Source organism: Burkholderia sp. MSMB1072 (assembly GCF_001524725.1).
Lineage (GTDB): Bacteria > Pseudomonadota > Gammaproteobacteria > Burkholderiales > Burkholderiaceae > Burkholderia.
The window spans coordinates 183,426-200,542 of record NZ_LOYC01000047.1 but is presented as its reverse complement, the minus strand read 5'-3'; the positions used below and the strand labels follow the sequence as shown (position 1 = coordinate 200,542).

The window sequence follows — 17,117 nt, the reverse complement described above, 5'->3', positions numbered from 1 at the left end:
CCCGGCGCTCAGCCGAGGCTCACGTTGGTGCGCGTGAAGCGCCCGTACACCGCGTACAGCACGAGCGTCGCCGCGAGCAGCAGCCCGCCGAGCGCGCACGCCATGCCCCAATTGATCGTCACGTTGGTGAAGTACGCGACGTAGTAGCTGACCATCTGGTCGTTCGGCCCGCCGAGCAGCGCGGGCGTGATGTAGTAGCCGATCGCGAGGATGAAGACGAGCAGCGCGCCCGCGCCGACGCCCGGATAGGTCTGCGGCACGTACACGCGCCAGAACGCGGCAAACGGGTGGCTGCCGAGCGACACGGCCGCGCGCTGGTAGGTCGGCGGAATCGACTTCATCACGCTGTAGAGCGGCAGGATCATGAACGGCAGCAGGATGTGCGTCATCGAGATGTACACGCCGACGCGGTTGAACAGCAGCGTCAGCGGATGCGAGATCAGCCCGCTGCCGAGCAGCGCCTTGTTGACGAGCCCTTCGCTCTGCAGCAGCACGATCCATGCGGCGACGCGCACGAGCACCGAGGTCCAGAACGGAATCAGCACGAGAATCATCGCGAGGTTCGCGCGCCGCTCCGACAGCGTCGAGATCCAGTATGCGAGCGGATAGCCGAGCAGCAGCGCGAACAGCGTGACGGCGATGCCGATCACGAACGTGCGGCCGAAGATCGCGAGGTAGATCGACTGGTCGGGATCGGCCTGCACGATGCGGCCGAAGCCATCCTGCTTGTGATCGAGCGCCGCGAGCAGGTAGAACGGCGACACCTGGCTGCCGTTCTTCGCGATCGCCTGCCAGTACGCAAGCTCGCCCCAGCGCGCATCGAGGTCGATCAGCTTGGCGCGCGTCTGCACAGGCGTCGACGCCGCGTCGCCGTCGCCCTTCAGCGGCATCGCACGCGCCGTCTTCGCGACGAGCGAGCGATAGCCGGGAATCTCGGTGTTCAGCCGCCGTGCGAGCGCGCCCATCGCCTCGCTGTCGGCCACCTTGGTCATGTCGGCCGCGAGCGCGACATACGCGGCGTCCGCCGGCGGCGTCTTGCGGTCCCAGCCCGACAACGCGGCGACCGTGTTCGGCAAGGCGGTCGCGATCTCCGGGTTCTGCACCGCGCGCGTGAGCAGCGTGCCGATCGGCACGACGAAAATCAGCAGCAGGAAAATCGCGAGCGGCGCCACCAGCAGCAGCGCCATCGTGCGCTTGCGGGCCTCGGCGGCCTTCAGCTCGCGCTTGAGCGCGGCGGTCGACGGCGAGGAAGGCGCGATCGTCATCGTATTCAACGGTTCTCTCCGGCCGGGCACGTTCCGGCGGAATGCCGCGCGACGCGATCGACGCGTCGCGCGGCCGGTTGCATCACGACACCCGTGAGGATGCCTGACCGGTTACTTCGTTGCCCACGCGGCGAAGCGCTGTTCGAGCTCGTCGCTGTGGTCGGTCCAGAAGCCGATGTCCTCCAGCACCGCGTTCTTGCCGTTGGCCGGCGAGTTCGGCAGGTTCGCGAGCGTCTTCGCGTCGAGCGACTTGATCGCGGCGATGTTCGCCGGGCCGTACGCGATGTGCTGCGCATACGCCTGCTGCGGCTTCGGCGTCAGCGTGTACGCGATGTACTGCTCGGCGAGCGCCTTGTTCGGCGAGCCCTTCGGAATCGCCCAGTAGTCGAGGTCGTAGATGCTGCCGTTCCACACGACCTTCAGGTTCTTGCCTTCCTTCTGCGCGGCGTCGATGCGGCCGTTGTACGCGGTCGACATCACGACGTCGCCGGCGACGAGGAACTGCGGCGGCTGCGCACCCGCTTCCCACCACTGGATGTACGGCTTCAGCTCGTCGAGCTTCTTGAACGCGCGATCCTGGCCGGCCTTCGTGCCGAGCACCTTGTAGACGTCCTTCGTCGCGACGCCGTCGGCCATCAGCGCGAATTCGAGGTTGTAGCGCGCGCCCTTGCGCATCCCGCGCTTGCCGGGGAATTTCTTCACGTTCCAGAAATCGGCCCAGCCGGTCGGCGCCGACTTCAGCTTGTCCGCGTTGTACGACAGCGCCGTCGACCACACGAAGAAGCCGACGCCGCACACCTGCGGCGATTCCGGGATCAGGTCGGATTTCTTCGCGATCTTCGACCAGTCGAGCTTCTCGTACAGCCCTTCGTCGCAGCCGCGGTTCAGGTCGCCCGATTCGACTTCGACCACGTCCCAGTTGACGTGCTTCGCCTCGACCATCGCCTTCACCTTCGCCTGCTCGCCGTTGTATTCGACGGCCGTGACCTTGTTGCCGGTCGCCTTCTCGAACGGCTGGTTGAATGCGACCTTCTGCGCGTCGCCGTTCGCGCCGCCGAAGTTGACGACCGTGAGCTCGGCAGCCGTGGCCGATGCGCCGAACGCGGCCAGTGCCAGCGCGAGCGCCGTGCGGCGCGCGGTGAAGCTTGCTCGTTTCATGATGGTTCCTCTCCTCTCGTGGTGGAAGTGGGCTTTGTTGTTGACGACGTGCTGCGGAAAACTAGGTAAACCGTGCTCACGCGAATACGCGCAAATGTTCGGGCGAGAACGCAAGCGAGACGGGCGCGCCGGGCGAAAACGCGTCGAGCGCGCCGGTGCCGAGCGGCACCTTCACGAAACATTCGTCCTGGCCGGGCAGCGCGCAGCGCATGCGCACGTGATCGCCGAAATAGATGAGGCTGCGCGCCTCGCCGCTCACGCAATTGGCGGTGCCGTTCGCACCATTCGCGCCGTGCGCCGCGAGGCTCATGCGCTCGGGGCGGATGCACGCGACGGCCGCTGCGCCCTCGGCGGCTCCGCCGATATGGCGGCCGACGAGCTTCGTGCCGTCGTCGAGCCGGAATTCGCAGAATTCGCCGTCGACGCGCGCGATGGTGCCGCGCAGCCGGTTGCTGTCGCCGATGAAGTTCGCGACGAATTCGTTGCACGGCGATTCGTACAGGCGGTCGACGGTGTCGAGCTGCTGCACGATGCCCTTGTCGAACACGGCAACGCGGTCGGACATCGTCAACGCCTCGCCCTGGTCGTGCGTCACGTACACGAAGGTCACGCCGAGCTTTTCGTGCAGCGCCTTCAGTTCGTACTGCATGTGTTCGCGCAACTGCTTGTCGAGCGCGCCGAGCGGCTCGTCCATCAGCACCAGCTTCGGCTCGAACACGAGCGCGCGCGCCAGCGCGATGCGCTGCTGCTGGCCGCCCGACAGTTGCGCCGGATAGCGTTTCGCGAAGCGCTCCATCTGCACCATCCTCAGCGCATGCGCGACGCGCTCCGCGCGCTCGGCGGCAGGCAGCTTGCGTACCGTCAACGGATACGCGACGTTCTGCTCGACCGTCAGGTGCGGAAACAGCGCGTAGTTCTGGAACACCATGCCGATGTTGCGCTTGTGCGGCGGCACGTTGTTCAGCAGCTCGCCGTCGAGGCGGATCTCGCCGCCCGTCGGGAATTCGAAGCCGGCGAGCATCATCAGGCAGGTCGTCTTGCCCGAGCCGGAGGGCCCGAGCAGCGTCAGGAATTCCCCGCGGCGGATGTCGAGGTCGAGCGATTTGACGACGAGCGTCTCGCCGTCGTAGGTCTTCCGCACGCCGCGAAAGCTGACGATCACATCATCGGACTTCATCGTGCTGTCCCCCTGGCTCCGCGCAATTGATTTTGAGATGCGAGTCACTATACGGCGCGCACGGTTCTACAATAGGGAACCATTTCAATATTCCAAGTAGGACCACTTTGGATACCGTGATCGTCGCCGACTGGCTCTCCGCCCGCATCGACCGCAGCTCGCCCGAACCGATGTACCGGCAACTGCTGCAACTGATGCAGCAGGCCATCCTGACCGGAGAATTGGGGCCGGGAACAAAGCTGCCGAGTTCTCGCACGCTCGCGGGCGACCTGTCGATCGCGCGCAATACGGTCCTGCACGTGTACGACCAGTTGACGGCCGAAGGCTATGTGCTGACGACGACCGGCAGCGGCACCTACGTGGCCGACACGCGGCCGGACGCCGCCGCGATCCGCGTGCCGGGCGCCGCGCCGTCGTCGGTCGCGGACGAACCGCCGCCGCCCGATGCGCAGGGCAGCCTGTCGATGCGCGGGCGGCAACTGATCGAGCATGCAGGCGTCTCGCGGCGCCAGTGGGGCGCGTTCATGCCAGGGGTGCCGGACGTGTCGGAATTCCCGAGCCGCACGTGGAGCCGCCTGCAGGCGCGGCTGTGGAAGGAGGCCAATCCGGAGCTGCTGACCTATGCGCCGGGCGGCGGCTACCGGCCGCTGCGACGCGCGCTCGCCGATTACCTGCGCGTCGCGCGCTCGGTCAAATGCTCGCCGGACCAGGTGATCATCACGACGGGCATCCATCAATCGATCGATCTCGCGGTGCGGCTGCTGTCCGACATCGGCGATCGCGCGTGGGTCGAGGAACCCTGCTACTGGGGCGTGCGCAGCGTCCTGCAGGCGGCCGGCCTCACGCTCGCGCCGGTGCCGGTCGACCAGGAAGGGCTCGACCCGCGCGCGAGCGACATGCAGCGTCCGCCGCGGCTCGTGCTCGTCACGCCGTCGCATCAGTACCCGCTCGGGATGGTGATGAGTCTCGCGCGGCGCCGCATGCTGCTCGAATATGCGCGCCAGCACCGCTGCTGGATCATCGAGGACGACTACGACAGCGAATTCCGCTACGGCAGCCGCCCGCTCGCGTCGCTGCAGGGGCTCGACGATGGCGGCCGCGTGATCTACGTCGGCAGTCTCGGCAAGATGCTGTTCCCGGGGCTGCGGATGGGCTACATGGTCGTGCCCGAGTATCTGGTCGACACCTTCCGCACCGGGCTGTCGGAGCTGTATCGCGAAGGCCAGTTGATGCAGCAGGCCGTGCTCGCCGAATTCATCATGGACGGCCATCTCACTTCGCACGTCAGACGAATGCGCGCGCTGTACGGCGAGCGCCGGCAACTGATGATCGACGCGATCCGCGCGCGCTTCGGCGACGCGCTGCCGGTGATGGGCGACGAAGCCGGCCTGCATCTGGTGCTCGGCCTGCCCGACGCGTGCGACGATCGCGCCGTCACGCAGAGCGCATTCGACGCGGGCGTGATCGTGCGCCCGCTCACCAGCTACTACAGCAACCTCGACACCGCGCGACAGGGCCTGCTGCTCGGCTATGCATGCGTCGCGCACGAAGGCATCCGCCCCGCGTTCGACACGCTCGCCGATACCATCGAGCACCATCTGCCGCGGGACATCACGCGCGCGGCATGAAGCCCGCCGCATACGGCGACACCCGATTCGTCAATGCGCGCTGCCCGCTCCACGATCGAGCGATGCCGCGCGCACGGCTTCGCCGGGCTTCGTGAACACGCGCTGCCGCAGCGCGGCAATCTGCGCGTCGCGATCCTGCGGCGACAGACCGGCCGATTCGATCTGCGCACGCTGCGCCGCATAATCCGCGTAACGGCTCTGCCACGACGCATCGTCCTGCTGCATCTGCGCGACGCGTGCCGCCGCCTCGGGGCCGAGCGTCTGCGTCAGTTGCGCGCGCATCGCATCGGGCGTCGCGCCGCTCTTCTGCAATTGCGCGATCTGGTCGATCGCGGCGCGCTGCCGGTCCACCCGCTGCTGCGCCGCGCGTTCGTCGGCCGGCATCTGCTGTTCGAGCGCCGCGAGCCGCTCGGCCTTCTGCGCATCCGTCAGTGAGCGGTCCTGAACGATCTTCAACCGTGCCAGGTCGTAGCGCTGCCGCCACTGCTCCGCACCGAAGAACGGCTGGCTCCAGTCGCCGAGCGTGCGGTACGCGATCGACGCGCGCTGATCCAGCGCAAGCTGCAACGCGCCCAGGTCCGACTTGTCGGCCGCTCCGGCATCGCGCAACGTCGCGAGTGCATCGAGATACGCGCGATACCGGTGCCATACGTCGAGCGCCTCGGCCTGCGCGACCGTGCCGTCGAGCTGCGCGGCGATCTCGCGTACGACGAACGCATCGAGCGCGGACGTGCTCAGGTCGCTCTGCGCGCTCAGGCAATAGTCGAAGAAATCGCGCACCGCGCGCGACTTCGCGAGATGCCCGCCCGCATCGAGCGGCAACCGTGGTGCGCTGGAACCGGCGAGCGACGGCGGCAGGCCCGCATTCGACTGCACGGCGGGCGGCGGTGCGGCAGCCGCCCCGCCGCCCACCGCTGCCGCCTCCGGCGCATCGCCCGCGGCGCCCGTGCCGCGATGCGATCCCGCACCGCTCCACATCGCGACGCCGGCAACCGCCGCCAGCCCCGCGACACCATAGATCGCCACGCGCCGCGCCAGCGGCGCGCGCCCTTCACGTGCCGCCATCGATCACACGCCCGCGAGCTTCAACCGGTTCGCATGCGTGCGGATCACCGCGACCGGATCTTCCGCATACGCGCCGCGCACGCCGAGCAACTGGTTGATCTCGTCGAGATGGTTCCACTTGTAGCTCGTGCTCAGCACCTTGCCGTACAGCGCGCTGCACTTCGACACGAGCCCGTCGTTCTGGCCCGAGCCGCGATTGATCATCACCGCGCCCGTGCCATACAGCGCGAGCGTCGACAGGTCGAGCGCGTTCGCCGGATCGACGACCGGAAGGGTGCTCGTGTCCGTCGCCCCCGTCACGCCGAGCACGGAAAGCGTCGGCTGGATCGCCGTGCCGGCCCACGAATACAGCAGATGCGTGTTGCCGCCGACGGTTTCCGTCGACGCACCGGTCTGGCAGCTTCCGGGCGCGCCGAGGCCCGCGCTCGGATAGTTCTGGTTGTAGGTGGCGGCTTGCGCGGTGGTCAGCGTCTTCAACGACGCGAGCGCGTCCTGGTTCGTGTTGTGATTGCTGCTCGTCAGAATGCCGAACACATTGACGAATGCAGCGATCACCGTGGACGACAACCCGGTCGGATCGTACGCGAGCACGCCCTGCACGAAATCGGCAAACTCGGAGCCGCGATGCGGCGTGCCGATCGTCGTCACCGACGCGACGAGATCGGGCGCGACGGCCGCGACATAGCGCGACGTCAACCCGCCCTGGCTGTGACCGACGAGATTGACCTTGGTCGCGCCGGTCGCGGCGAGCACCGTCTTCACGTACGCCAGCAACTGTTCGCCGCGCCCGTTCGGGCCGTCGTCGCTCTGGAAGCCCGACAGGTTCGCGACGTAGACGGTCGCGCCATGCTGCTGCAGGTCTTCCTGGATGCCGTACCAGTACTCGAGTACGCCCGCATACTTGTCGGTGCCGGTCAGCCCGTGCACGAGAATGATCGGATAGCGCGTCGTCGCATAGTCGTCGACGGGCGCGGTTGCCGCCATCGCCGTGCGCGTCGTCGCGAGCGTCATCAGCGCGGCCGTCCCCGCGAACGGCGCGACGCTCATCGCGCATGCCACTGCCCCTGCCATTACCCTGGAACGCATCGATCTGGCCATGCATGTTCTCCTGATTATTGTGCTGCCGGTGCGAATGACACCGGATCGACACGCATGCCGCATCGCGCGCACCGTGTGTGTCGACTGCGGGAGTGAAGCACGACTCGCGAACGTTTGCGCCCCGACTAGATACGGTTCTCTAATCGGTTGACGCGCACCGCCCGTTCGGGCGGTGCGGCGTTCCGGCAGACGCATGCTGCGATGCACATGCGCGATGCGCGCTAGAGCTTCGCGCTCACGCGCACCCACGCGGTACGCCCCGGCTCCATCACCGGCGCGTTCGCCGGGTAGCCGAAGCCCGCGTTGCCGGCGAGGTTCAGATGCTCGGTGTAGGCCTTGTCGAGCACGTTGTCGACGCCCACCGAGATCTGCACGGTCTTGCTCACGTTGTACTGCGTATGCAGCGACAGCACGCCGAATCCGGCGCTCGGGCCGAAGTCCTTGCCGACCACGTTGCCCTCGTTCGGCGCGTAGCGATGCTGCGGCGCAACGATGCGCCACAGGCCGCCCGCCGACCATGCGCCGCGCGTGTATTCGACCCCGATGCGCGCCTCGAGCGGCGGCATCTGCGGCAGCGGATCGCCGCTCGCCACGTTGCGCCCCCATGCATACGCAAGCGACGTCTCGACGCGCAGCGGCGCGACGGGTCGCCACGACACGCCGGCTTCGCCGCCCATGATCTGCGCGTTGACGTTGGTTGCCTGCGTGGTCGGCCCCATCATGCCGGCCGCATAGTTGAACAGGATGAAGTCCTGTACGTAGCCCGCGTACGCCGACACCCATGCATCGAACCGGTCGCTCCTGTATTGCGCGCCGATATCGAGCTGGGTGGTCTTCTCCGGCTGCACCGCCGAGAACGCGTTGACCGAGCCGGCCGGCCCGCGCGTCGCGGAGAACAGTTCCCAGTAGTCCGGATAACGCTCCGCGTGGCCGATCCCCGCGTACCACGTGACGGGCAGCGACGCGAGATCGCGCTCGTAACGCACGAAGCCGCTCGGCAGCACCTTCGTCCGATCGTCGTCGAAGGTCGGGTTCGGCTTGCTCGTCATCATGCCGCGCTGCATCGCACGCTTGTCGCGTGCGCTCGCATAGTCGACGCGCGCGCCGCCGATCACGCGCGATACGTCGCTCGCATACCACGTCAACTCGCCGAACACGCCCGCGTTCCACATCGTCGCCTGCGCACCCCACGGCTGGTCGCGGTAGTTCTGCTGCCCCATCGACGCGCGAGAATCGAGCCGGTTCGATTGCGCATCGGCGCCCGTTTCGAGCTTGAAGTCGTCGCCGAAGCGAAACGTCGCGGCCGCACGCGCGCCGACCGTGCGGCGTCGCACTTCCGAGGCCATTCGCATCGGCATGCTGCTCGTCGGGTCGGGTTGCCGCAACGTATAGTTGTCCATCACGTGATCGGCTTCGTTGTAATACACGCGCGCCTCGATCCGGTCGAGCACGTCGCCGAGATGCCGCTTGTCGAACGACAGGCCGAACGTCTCGCGGCGGAAATGCGCGCCGTCCATCCCGCGGCCTGCATAGCGCGCATAGCCGTCGCCGGTGCCGGCGGTCAGCTCGACGCGCGTATGGTCGTCGGGGGTCCAGCCGAGCGCCGCATCGGCGTTCCACTTGTCCCACTGCGACGGCACGGTATTGCCGTTGCCGTCCTCGTAGTCCTGCGAATGGGCGTGGTTCGCGGTCACGCGGCCATAGACGTCCGGCGTGCCGGCGCTCAGGTCGAGATTCTGGTCGTTGCGGCCGAACGACCCGCCGACGAGACTGCCGTCGAAGCGCATGCCGGGGCGCTCGAAACGCGGCGTCACGCGCTCGAACAGCACGGTGCCGGCCGACGCGCCCGGACCGTACAACACGGTCTGCGGCCCCTTCACGACGGTGACCTTGTCGTAGCTTTCCGGCGCGATATACGACGTCGGCGCGTCCATCCGGTTCGGGCACGCGCCGAGCGTCGGCATCCCGTTCGCCAGGATGTTCAGCCGCGACCCGAACATCCCGCGCAGCACGGGGTCGCCGTTCGTGCCGCCGCTGCGGATCGACGTGAAGCCGGGAATCGTCTTCAGGTAATCGGCGCCGTCGCTCGCGGGCAGCGGCTGGCGCGGCGCCTTCGGATCCGTGACGACGACGAGCGGCGTCGACAGCGGCGACGCGACGACTTCGACGGGCGGCAACAGCACGGCGGCGGCGTCCGCCGTCGCGCCGGCCGCATGCGGGGTGTCGGCCGCGGCGGCGCTCGCGGCCAGCGCACTGGCGGCCAGCGCGGGAACGGTAAGTTTCAGCATGCGCGGCAGCGGTCGCACACCGGCATTGCGTGACGCACACGGCGCACGCAACTGGAAATTGGTCATGATCGAAAGCCCGAGTGACGCCCTCCACGCGGCCTCGACGGGCCGCACGGATATCGGCGGAAGTAGGAACGGCGGGAAACGCGTCAGGCGCGCTCGGGCGGTGCGCGTGGATAGGCGCGCGGATAGCGGTCGCTGCGCGCCGCGACGGCAGGCGACGCGACGGCGGAAGCGGAAACGACGGGAATGGAGTCGACCGATGCGGCGGCAGGCGCGCCGATGGCCGGGCTATGCGCGAAGAAGCCGCAGTAGCCGCACGCGTCGAGATGCAGTGCATGACCGTGCATGCCGCCCGTATCGGACGAACGATGCGCACCATGCTCGGTACTGCAGACGATCGCATCGGGGGTAGCCGCCTGCGCGATACGCCACTGCGACACCAGCGGCGCCGCGATCGCGATCCAGATCGCGAGCAGGCCAAGCCAGGCAGTCAGGTGACGATGTCGGTGCAGCATGCGCGGCGACGAGTAAGCGGAATGTAAAGGCAGCCGAGATGTTACAGAATGTTCAACGCGGTGAACAGTGCTGGCGAAAGTAAACGAACCGGGGGCGCATGGTTGTCAACGCAACCATGCGCCCCCGTGTGCTGCATGCTCCGGAAACGGGACGATCAGGGCGCCATGCGCCGCAGCACGTCGTCGCGCCGGATGAAGTGATGGTAGAGCGCGGCCAGCGCATGCAGGCCGATCACGAAATAGAACGCGTTGCCGATCAGCTCGTGCGCTTCCTTGATCGTCGGCCGCAGCGCCTTGTCGGGGCCGAACAGCGTGAACGACACGCCGAGCCAGTCGAGCGACACCGGCTTGCCGCCCATGTTGACCGTCATGATGCCGAGCAGCGGCTGCGCGATGATGAACACGTAGAGCGCGACATGCGCGAGCTTCGACAGCCAGCGCAGCAGCGCCGCCTGCGGGATCGCTTCCGGCACGCGGCTGACGACTCGCCACAGCACGCGCAGCACCGACAGCACGAGGACCAACGTACCGGCCGTCAGATGCACGTTCATCCAGAACGCACGGCTGTCGCTGCCTTTCGGTCCGCGAATCTCGATGGCCAGGTAGGCCAGCGCGACCAGCACGAAGATGGCCCAGTGGAAGAAGATCGCGGGCGAGCTGTAGCGCGTCTGTTTCGCGAGGATGTTTTTCATGCTTCGTCTCGTGTTGTATTCGGGGAGGGCGCCAGCTGCAACCGGCCGACGCCTGGCAACGCTGTGGCGATTGTAGCCGCATGGGCGTCCGGTTTTGCACGGCGCGATCAAATATCCGACGAATCGTCGACGCGCGCCGCGCAAGGCCGCCCTATGGAAAATCCGCATCGCGCACGCAGGCGGCTGTGGCACGATGAAGCTTTGGTGCGACGGCGCGCGGGCATCATGAGCAAAGCGTTCTTCGTTGCGGCCTACCGGCTGATCGCCGCGTTGCTCGCGGTGTCCACCACGCTGCACAGCGTCGCCGACTACTGGCGCCTGCCGAATTTCCATCTCGGCAACTATCTCAGCTACTTCACGCAATTGAGCAGCCTCTACGCGGCCGCGATGCTGGCCGCGGGGCTGTGGCGCATCGCGCGCCCCGGCTCGGCCCGCTACGAATCGATGCGCGGCGCGGCGGTGCTGTACGTGCTGATCACCGCGATCGTCTACGAGCTCCTGCTCGCACGGCTCGATGCGCTGCGCCACGTCACGCCGGCGTTCAACAACTGGGTACTGCACCGGATCGTGCCGCTCGTGATGCTGTGCGACTGGCTGTATGTCGAACCGCGCTCGCCGATTCCGCGCCGCAGCGCATTCGCATGGCTCGGCTTCCCGGTCGTCTATCTCGGCTATACGCTCGTGCGCGGCGCGGTGGAGAACTGGTATCCCTACCCGTTCGTCGATCCGCGGCCGCACGGCTACCTGCCCGTCGCGATCCAGTGTTCGCTGATCGCGTTCGGCGCGGCGGCGCTCGCATTGGGCATTTGCTGGCTCGGCAATCGTGCGACACAGTCTGCCAGCGCGACGCTCGAGGAAGGATGAAGGGGAACGGGTGAAAGAGGTAGGAACGTGTGCGCCACCCGGCGCACACGTGGCGATGCCGGCGATCAGCCGCCGTTGCGCGGCAGGAAGCTCATCGGATCGACGACCTTGCCGTTCTGACGGACCTCGAACTCGAACGTCGAACGACCGCTCGCGTCGGTGCCCATTTCGGCGACCGGCTGCCCCTGGCGCACCGCGTCGCCTTCGTTGACGAGCAGCTTGCCGTTGTGCCCGTAAGCCGTGATGAGCCCGTTGTCGTGCTTCAGGATCACGAGCGGACCGTACGCCTTGACGCCGGAGCCGGCGTACACCACGCGCCCGTTTGCCGCGGCCCGCACCGAATGGTCGGGCCCGGATGCGGCGATCACGACGCCGCGCGTCTTGCCGGCCGAGAACGGCGTCGCGACGATGCCCGTGGCCGGCCATGCGAGCGAGCCCGGCTGGGCGGCCGCCGCGGGAGGCTGCCCGTACGAGGCCGCGGCCGGCGGCGGCGCGACCCGCAGCACCTGGCCCGGCGACACGGCGTCGGTGGGCGCCATGTGGTTCCAGCTGGCCACGTCCTGCACGCGCTGCCCGTAGGCGTTCGCGATGCCCGCCAGCGTATCGCCCGGGTTCACGCGGTAATAGCCGGCAATCACGCCCGGCGTCGCAGCCGACGTGGGCGCCGGTTGACGCGTGGGTTGCCAACTGTCGGTCCACGGCGTCATCGTGCAGCCCGCAAGCGCGATGGCCGCGGCAACGAGCGCCGCCTGCGGCAGCCAGCGCGTGAGCGCGTCGTGGATGGGAATAGTTTCTCTCAAGGGTCCTCCCGGATTTGCCGTCGTTGCGCCGCCCACCGCCCCCCGGCACGCGACGCACGATGTCCGGCCGAACGGCCGGATCAACCAGTATCCGACCGCTGTCGCGGCCGTCAGTTTCCACAGCGGGACGTCGGCGCGAATGAGCTCACCGGCCCCTTTTTCGCGCGTCCCGATCGGCAAAGATACCATTTGTCGCGGTCGAGGCCCCGACAGTTGGCGGATCCGGAAACAATCTTGCGGCGTCGCGCGGGCGCGCCGGCGGGCCGCGAGCCGTGCCAGGCGGGCCGCTCGGCCGGGGCTTCGAAGGTTTCCCTGCGGGGTGCCGTCATCCTCGCCGACCGTATCGGCCCCGTCATATTCTCCGCTTCGATCGCCGCCTATACTCGACGATGCGCAGCGCGATCCAACGACAACGAGGAGCATGACAATGAATAACGCGACGTTTCTCTCCGTGCAGCTCGACGCCGACGATTTCGCCGGTTCCAGCGGTCTGGTCGAATTGCTCAATCGGCACCTGCTGTTCGCGACCGACGTCGCCGAAGCGGCCGACGCGCTCGTCCAGCTGGCGAGCGTCACGCACCTGACGGGCGCCACGCGCCACAGCGTCGAGTTGCCGGTCCTCGCGATCGAACGGCTGCGCGACGCACTCGATACGCTGAGCGGTTACGACGAAACGTGGCTGCAGGTACTGGAACCCGCCGAAGCGCTGTTTCGCGATATCGGGCGCGGCAGACGCCGGCTGCACTGAACGGCGGCGCATCGCGCGCCGCCAATGAAAACGGCCCGTCGTACCGCTATGCGGTACGTCGGGCCGTTGTACTACAGGGGGTCGGATGCGGTCGCCAGCGCGGCCGTACCATTAACGACCCTTGTAGACCGGTGCGCCGTCCGAGATGCGCTTGACTTGCCAGCCGGTCTTGGCCGCAGCCGGTGCGCCCGACTCCTGGCCGGCGGCCGGTTGTGCACCGTAGCCGGTCGTGTCGGCCGCAGCGACGTTCTGTTGCGGGTTCACACGGGCTTCGGCAGCCTGGATGCCTTCCGGATAGTTGGTCCGGTCGCTGCCCAGCTTGTAGCCGGCCTGTTGCAGCTGGACCAGCTCGGCCTTCACCTGTGCACGGGTGACGGGCGCGTTCTGTTGGGCGAACGAGACGGCGGGGACGGCGAGGACAGCAGCAGCAGCGAACGTTGCGATCAGCGATTTCATGATTACCTCCGGGATTTTTTTGCTCCGCCGCACACACCATGTCTGCAGCGATGGAACAGAGTTTAGTCCCGTCAGCACCTAGGGAAAACCATGAAAGAGCGAAAACACTGTTTCCCCGGAGCCAACAATGTCGGCATCCGGGATAGAAAAACCCTATTCAAAGAATAGATTTTCGCAACAATGCCGCCGCCGCACGCCGGTTACGACCAGTTCGCGTGGAAGCTGCCCGGCTTGTCGGTGCGCTCGAACGTATGCGCGCCGAAGAAGTCTCGCTGCGCCTGCACAAGGTTCGCCGGCAGCCGCTCGGAACGGTAGCTGTCGAAGTACGCGACCGCCGACGCGAACGCCGGGACCGGCACGCCGGCCTTCACCGCGGCCACCACGACGTCGCGCAGCGACGCCTGGTAGTTCGCGGCGATGTCCTTGAAGTACGGGTCGAGCAGCAGGTTCGCGAGCGCCGGATCCTTCGCGTACGCGTCGGTGATCTTCTGCAGGAAGCGCGCGCGGATGATGCAGCCCGCGCGGAAGATCTTCGCGATCGTCCCGAGATCGAGGTTCCAGCCGTACTCTTCCGACGCCGTGCGCAGTTGCGCGAAGCCCTGCGCGTACGAGATCACCTTGCTCAGGTACAGCGCGCGGCGCACCGCTTCGACGAACGCGGCACGATCGCCGTCGAACGGCGCGGCAGCCGGGCCCGACAGGATCTTGCTGGCCGCGACGCGCTCGGTCTTCAGCGACGACAGCACGCGCGCGAACACCGACTCCGTGATGAGCGGCAGCGGCACGCCGAGATCCAGCGCATTCTGGCTCGTCCACTTGCCGGTGCCCTTCTGCGCGGCGCGATCGAGGATCACGTCGACGAGATGCTTGCCGGTCTCCTCGTCCTTCTTGCCGAAGATCTTCGACGTGATCTCGATCAGGTAGCTGTCGAGCTCGCCCTGGTTCCATTCGGTGTACACCGCGCCGAGTTCGTCGTTGGTCAGGCCCGCGACGTCCTTCAGCACCGAGTAGCTTTCGGCGATCAGCTGCATGTCGCCGTATTCGATGCCGTTGTGAACCATCTTCACGTAGTGGCCCGCGCCGTCCGGGCCCATGTACGCGACGCACGGCTCGCCGTCCGACGGCGCCTTCGCGGCGATCTGCTTGAGGATCGGCTCGACGAGGTCGTACGCGTCGCGCTGGCCGCCGGGCATGATCGACGGGCCGCGCAGCGCGCCCTCTTCGCCGCCCGACACGCCGGTGCCGATGAAATGCAGGCCCGACTGCGCGAGTTCCTGGTTGCGGCGGATCGTGTCGGTGAAGTGCGTGTTGCCGCCGTCGATCAGCACATCGCCCTTCTCGAGCAGCGGCTTGAGCGATGCGATCGTCGCATCGGTCGCTTCCCCGGCCTTCACCATCATCAGGATCCGGCGCGGCGTTTCGAGCGACGCGACGAACTCCTCGAGCGTATAGGTCGGCACCAGATTGCGGCCGGGGAATTCGGCGATCAGTTCGTCGGTTTTCTCGCGGCTGCGGTTGTACACCGACACCGCGTAACCGCGGCTCTCGATATTGAGTGCGAGATTGCGGCCCATCACCGCGAGCCCGATCACACCGATTGCTTGTTTGCCCATTAGTCAATTCTCCGGAAAAAACGGGGCGCGACCCGAGCCGGGCCGCGCGCACAGGCGAAAGGATAGTGGAAACCCGGCGGCGCTGCCCGCTTGCGTGTCATTGCTCCGCGTGCGGCAGGCGCCGGAACACGACGCTCAGGTTGTTCGCCGGCATCTCGACGACCTCGATGCAGTCGAGCCCGCGATCGAGGCCGAGCGCGACCACGGTCTCGAGATCGCGCACGCCCCACGACGGGTCGCGGCTGCGCAACTGCCGGTCGAAGGCTTCGTTCGACGGCGCCGTATGCCGGCCTTCGCGACGGTACGGACCGTACAGGAACAGCACGCCGCCCGGCCGCAGCACGCGCGACGCACCCGCGAACAGCGCGTCGGTGCAGGCCCACGGCGAGATATGGACCATGTTGATGCAGACGATCGCGTCGAGCGCCGCGACCGGCCACGGCGTGTCGCGTACGTCGAACGCCAGCGGCCCGGCGACGTTCTCGAGGGCCGCATGCGCGACCCACGCGGCGATCGAACGCCGCGCGTGCGCATCGGGATCGCTCGGCTGCCAGTGCAGGCCCGGCAACGCCTGCGCGAAGTGCACGACGTGCTGCCCCGTGCCGCTCGCGATTTCGAGCACGCTGCCGCTCGCGGGCAGCACACGGCGCAGCACGTCGAGGATCGGGCCGCGATTGCGTTCGGCCGCCGGCGCCGACAGCCGTGCGGACGGATCGGGCGAAGTAGCGGCGCCGGTCACGATGCATGCTCCTTCGTGTCGCTGTTGCGCCCGAGCCCCAGCCGCGCCACGAGTGCGTCGAGCGCGGGGGCGCAGCGCGCCTCGACCTTCAGCGTCAGCATCGGGTCGGCGCGCGTACGGCCGAGATTGAGTGCGGCGACCGGCTTGTGCTGCGCCTGCGCCCACACGCAGAAGCGGTAGCCGGAATACACCATCAGCGACGAGCCGACGACGAGCAACGCGTCGGCGGCCTCGAGCGCCTGCGACGCCAGCGCCACGCGCTCGCGCGGCACGTTCTCGCCGAAGAACACGACCGCCGGCTTCAGCAGGCCGCCGCACGCGGGGCACGCCGGGATGCGGAACGTATCGAGCGCGGCCCATTCGAGATGCGCGTCGCCGTCCGCGGCCGGCTCGGCCTGCGCGCCCAGCAGCTCGGGATTGTCGGCTTCGAGCACGGTCTGAATCGCGGCCCGCGCATGATGTGCGCCGCATTCGAGGCAGGTGACGCCGTCGATGCCGCCGTGCAGCTCGATCACGTCGCCGCTGCCCGCGCGCTGATGCAGGCCGTCGACGTTCTGCGTGACGAGGCGCTCGATCCGGCCCGCGCCGCCGAGCCGCGCCAGCGCGACATGCGACCCGTTCGGCCGCGCGCGGCCGACGACCGGCCAGCCGATCATGCTGCGCGCCCAGTAGCGGCGCCGCGCGGCGTCGGAGCCGAGGAATTCGTGAAGCTGAATCGGCGGCGAGCGCATCCATTGGCCATTGCGGTCGCGGTAACCGGGAATGCCGGAATCGGTGCTGATGCCCGCGCCGGTCAGCACGAGCAGGCGAGGATGACGCTCGACGAACGTCTGCAGCGCATCGAGCGCGGCCGGATCGGCGTCGACGATGGAAGAATCGGGCAAGGCGTTATCGTTCATGTTGGCAACGTGATCGGTCGCGCCGGCAGGCCGTGCGCCCGCACGGGCCGCCACGCACGCCAGCACATGATACAGAACGCCGTGCGATCGGGCTGGCCGCCGCCATGGC

General features: G+C 67.7%; 16 protein-coding genes. 3 read left to right on the top strand and 13 right to left on the bottom strand.

All coding sequences use genetic code 11. From position 1 onward, the window contains the following. Window positions 1-8 precede the first annotated feature (8 nt). The 3 genes from WS89_RS23965 to WS89_RS23955 form a co-directional block, all read right to left on the bottom strand. On the bottom strand, window positions 9-1,265 hold the full coding sequence (locus tag WS89_RS23965) for an ABC transporter permease (RefSeq protein ID WP_059793971.1): 1,257 nt from the start codon (window positions 1,263-1,265) through the stop codon (window positions 9-11). Window positions 1,266-1,376: 111 nt separating this feature from the next. After that, window positions 1,377-2,423, bottom strand: a complete 1,047-nt coding sequence (locus WS89_RS23960) for an ABC transporter substrate-binding protein (protein WP_059501171.1) — start codon at window positions 2,421-2,423, stop codon at window positions 1,377-1,379. 76 nt (window positions 2,424-2,499) lie between these two features. Further along, window positions 2,500-3,600, bottom strand: a complete 1,101-nt coding sequence (locus tag WS89_RS23955) for an ABC transporter ATP-binding protein (protein ID WP_059793930.1) — start codon at window positions 3,598-3,600, stop codon at window positions 2,500-2,502. Window positions 3,601-3,707: 107 nt separating this feature from the next. Between WS89_RS23955 and pdxR the strand changes: the two genes are divergently transcribed. Then, complete coding sequence (gene pdxR / locus WS89_RS23950; RefSeq protein WP_059793928.1) at window positions 3,708-5,228, top strand: MocR-like pyridoxine biosynthesis transcription factor PdxR; 1,521 nt, start codon at window positions 3,708-3,710, stop codon at window positions 5,226-5,228. Between the two features lie 30 nt (window positions 5,229-5,258). On the opposite strand, the gene WS89_RS23945 is transcribed toward pdxR, so the two are convergent. From WS89_RS23945 to WS89_RS23925, 5 genes are all read right to left on the bottom strand, one after another. Further along, window positions 5,259-6,293, bottom strand: a complete 1,035-nt coding sequence (locus tag WS89_RS23945; protein WP_059793926.1) for a lipase secretion chaperone — start codon at window positions 6,291-6,293, stop codon at window positions 5,259-5,261. Window positions 6,294-6,296: 3 nt separating this feature from the next. Then, the gene (locus WS89_RS23940; protein WP_059793924.1) at window positions 6,297-7,391 is read right to left on the bottom strand and encodes a triacylglycerol lipase; all 1,095 of its coding nucleotides are present in this window, start codon (window positions 7,389-7,391) and stop codon (window positions 6,297-6,299) included. Window positions 7,392-7,612: 221 nt separating this feature from the next. Then, on the bottom strand, window positions 7,613-9,745 hold the full coding sequence (locus WS89_RS23935) for a TonB-dependent copper receptor (protein WP_059793922.1): 2,133 nt from the start codon (window positions 9,743-9,745) through the stop codon (window positions 7,613-7,615). An 83-nt stretch (window positions 9,746-9,828) separates the two neighbouring features. Next, entirely contained in the window at window positions 9,829-10,197 is a 369-nt protein-coding gene (locus WS89_RS23930; RefSeq protein ID WP_059793920.1) for a DUF2946 domain-containing protein, read from the bottom strand. 155 nt (window positions 10,198-10,352) lie between these two features. Next, window positions 10,353-10,889, bottom strand: a complete 537-nt coding sequence (locus WS89_RS23925) for a cytochrome b (protein WP_059793918.1) — start codon at window positions 10,887-10,889, stop codon at window positions 10,353-10,355. 225 nt (window positions 10,890-11,114) lie between these two features. On the opposite strand from WS89_RS23925, the gene WS89_RS23920 reads away from it, so the two are divergent. Then, window positions 11,115-11,753, top strand: a complete 639-nt coding sequence (locus WS89_RS23920) for a Pr6Pr family membrane protein (RefSeq protein ID WP_059793970.1) — start codon at window positions 11,115-11,117, stop codon at window positions 11,751-11,753. A gap of 65 nt (window positions 11,754-11,818) precedes the next feature. On the opposite strand, the gene WS89_RS23915 is transcribed toward WS89_RS23920, so the two are convergent. After that, window positions 11,819-12,553 (bottom strand): peptidoglycan DD-metalloendopeptidase family protein, encoded by a 735-nt coding sequence (locus WS89_RS23915; RefSeq protein WP_059793916.1) that lies wholly within the window; start codon window positions 12,551-12,553, stop codon window positions 11,819-11,821. A gap of 427 nt (window positions 12,554-12,980) precedes the next feature. Here WS89_RS23915 and WS89_RS23910 point away from each other — a divergent pair, with 427 nt between their 5' ends. Beyond that, window positions 12,981-13,301: a hypothetical protein gene (locus tag WS89_RS23910; protein ID WP_059793914.1), complete on the top strand. Its 321-nt coding sequence runs from the start codon at window positions 12,981-12,983 to the stop codon at window positions 13,299-13,301. 111 nt (window positions 13,302-13,412) lie between these two features. On the opposite strand, the gene WS89_RS23905 is transcribed toward WS89_RS23910, so the two are convergent. From WS89_RS23905 to WS89_RS23890, 4 genes are all read right to left on the bottom strand, one after another. Continuing rightward, on the bottom strand, window positions 13,413-13,757 hold the full coding sequence (locus WS89_RS23905) for a DUF4148 domain-containing protein (protein WP_034205207.1): 345 nt from the start codon (window positions 13,755-13,757) through the stop codon (window positions 13,413-13,415). 200 nt (window positions 13,758-13,957) lie between these two features. Further along, window positions 13,958-15,370 carry an NADP-dependent phosphogluconate dehydrogenase gene (gene gndA, locus WS89_RS23900; protein WP_021160879.1) on the bottom strand — a complete coding sequence of 471 codons (1,413 nt, stop codon included), beginning with the start codon at window positions 15,368-15,370 and terminating at the stop codon, window positions 13,958-13,960. 97 nt (window positions 15,371-15,467) lie between these two features. Further along, window positions 15,468-16,109, bottom strand: a complete 642-nt coding sequence (locus tag WS89_RS23895) for a DUF938 domain-containing protein (protein ID WP_059501180.1) — start codon at window positions 16,107-16,109, stop codon at window positions 15,468-15,470. Beyond that, on the bottom strand, window positions 16,106-17,008 hold the full coding sequence (locus tag WS89_RS23890; protein WP_059793967.1) for an NAD-dependent protein deacetylase: 903 nt from the start codon (window positions 17,006-17,008) through the stop codon (window positions 16,106-16,108). Before WS89_RS23890 ends, WS89_RS23895 begins: the two co-directional genes overlap by 4 nt. Window positions 17,009-17,117: the final 109 nt, after the last annotated feature.

Excerpts from the sequence above, each read along its gene's own strand:
- WS89_RS23925 (WP_059793918.1), bottom strand. The coding sequence starts at position 10,889 with ATGAAAAACATCCTCGCGAAACAGACGCGCTACAGCTCGCCCGCGATC.
- WS89_RS23910 (WP_059793914.1), top strand. The coding sequence starts at position 12,981 with ATGAATAACGCGACGTTTCTCTCCGTGCAGCTCGACGCCGACGATTTC.
- WS89_RS23940 (WP_059793924.1), bottom strand. The coding sequence starts at position 7,391 with ATGGCCAGATCGATGCGTTCCAGGGTAATGGCAGGGGCAGTGGCATGC.
- WS89_RS23960 (WP_059501171.1), bottom strand. The coding sequence starts at position 2,423 with ATGAAACGAGCAAGCTTCACCGCGCGCCGCACGGCGCTCGCGCTGGCA.
- WS89_RS23965 (WP_059793971.1), bottom strand. The coding sequence starts at position 1,265 with ATGACGATCGCGCCTTCCTCGCCGTCGACCGCCGCGCTCAAGCGCGAG.
- gndA (WP_021160879.1), bottom strand. The coding sequence starts at position 15,370 with ATGGGCAAACAAGCAATCGGTGTGATCGGGCTCGCGGTGATGGGCCGC.
- WS89_RS23955 (WP_059793930.1), bottom strand. The coding sequence starts at position 3,600 with ATGAAGTCCGATGATGTGATCGTCAGCTTTCGCGGCGTGCGGAAGACC.
- WS89_RS23905 (WP_034205207.1), bottom strand. The coding sequence starts at position 13,757 with ATGAAATCGCTGATCGCAACGTTCGCTGCTGCTGCTGTCCTCGCCGTC.
- WS89_RS23920 (WP_059793970.1), top strand. The coding sequence starts at position 11,115 with ATGAGCAAAGCGTTCTTCGTTGCGGCCTACCGGCTGATCGCCGCGTTG.
- WS89_RS23930 (WP_059793920.1), bottom strand. The coding sequence starts at position 10,197 with ATGCTGCACCGACATCGTCACCTGACTGCCTGGCTTGGCCTGCTCGCG.
- WS89_RS23935 (WP_059793922.1), bottom strand. The coding sequence starts at position 9,745 with ATGACCAATTTCCAGTTGCGTGCGCCGTGTGCGTCACGCAATGCCGGT.
- WS89_RS23890 (WP_059793967.1), bottom strand. The coding sequence starts at position 17,008 with ATGAACGATAACGCCTTGCCCGATTCTTCCATCGTCGACGCCGATCCG.
- WS89_RS23945 (WP_059793926.1), bottom strand. The coding sequence starts at position 6,293 with ATGGCGGCACGTGAAGGGCGCGCGCCGCTGGCGCGGCGCGTGGCGATC.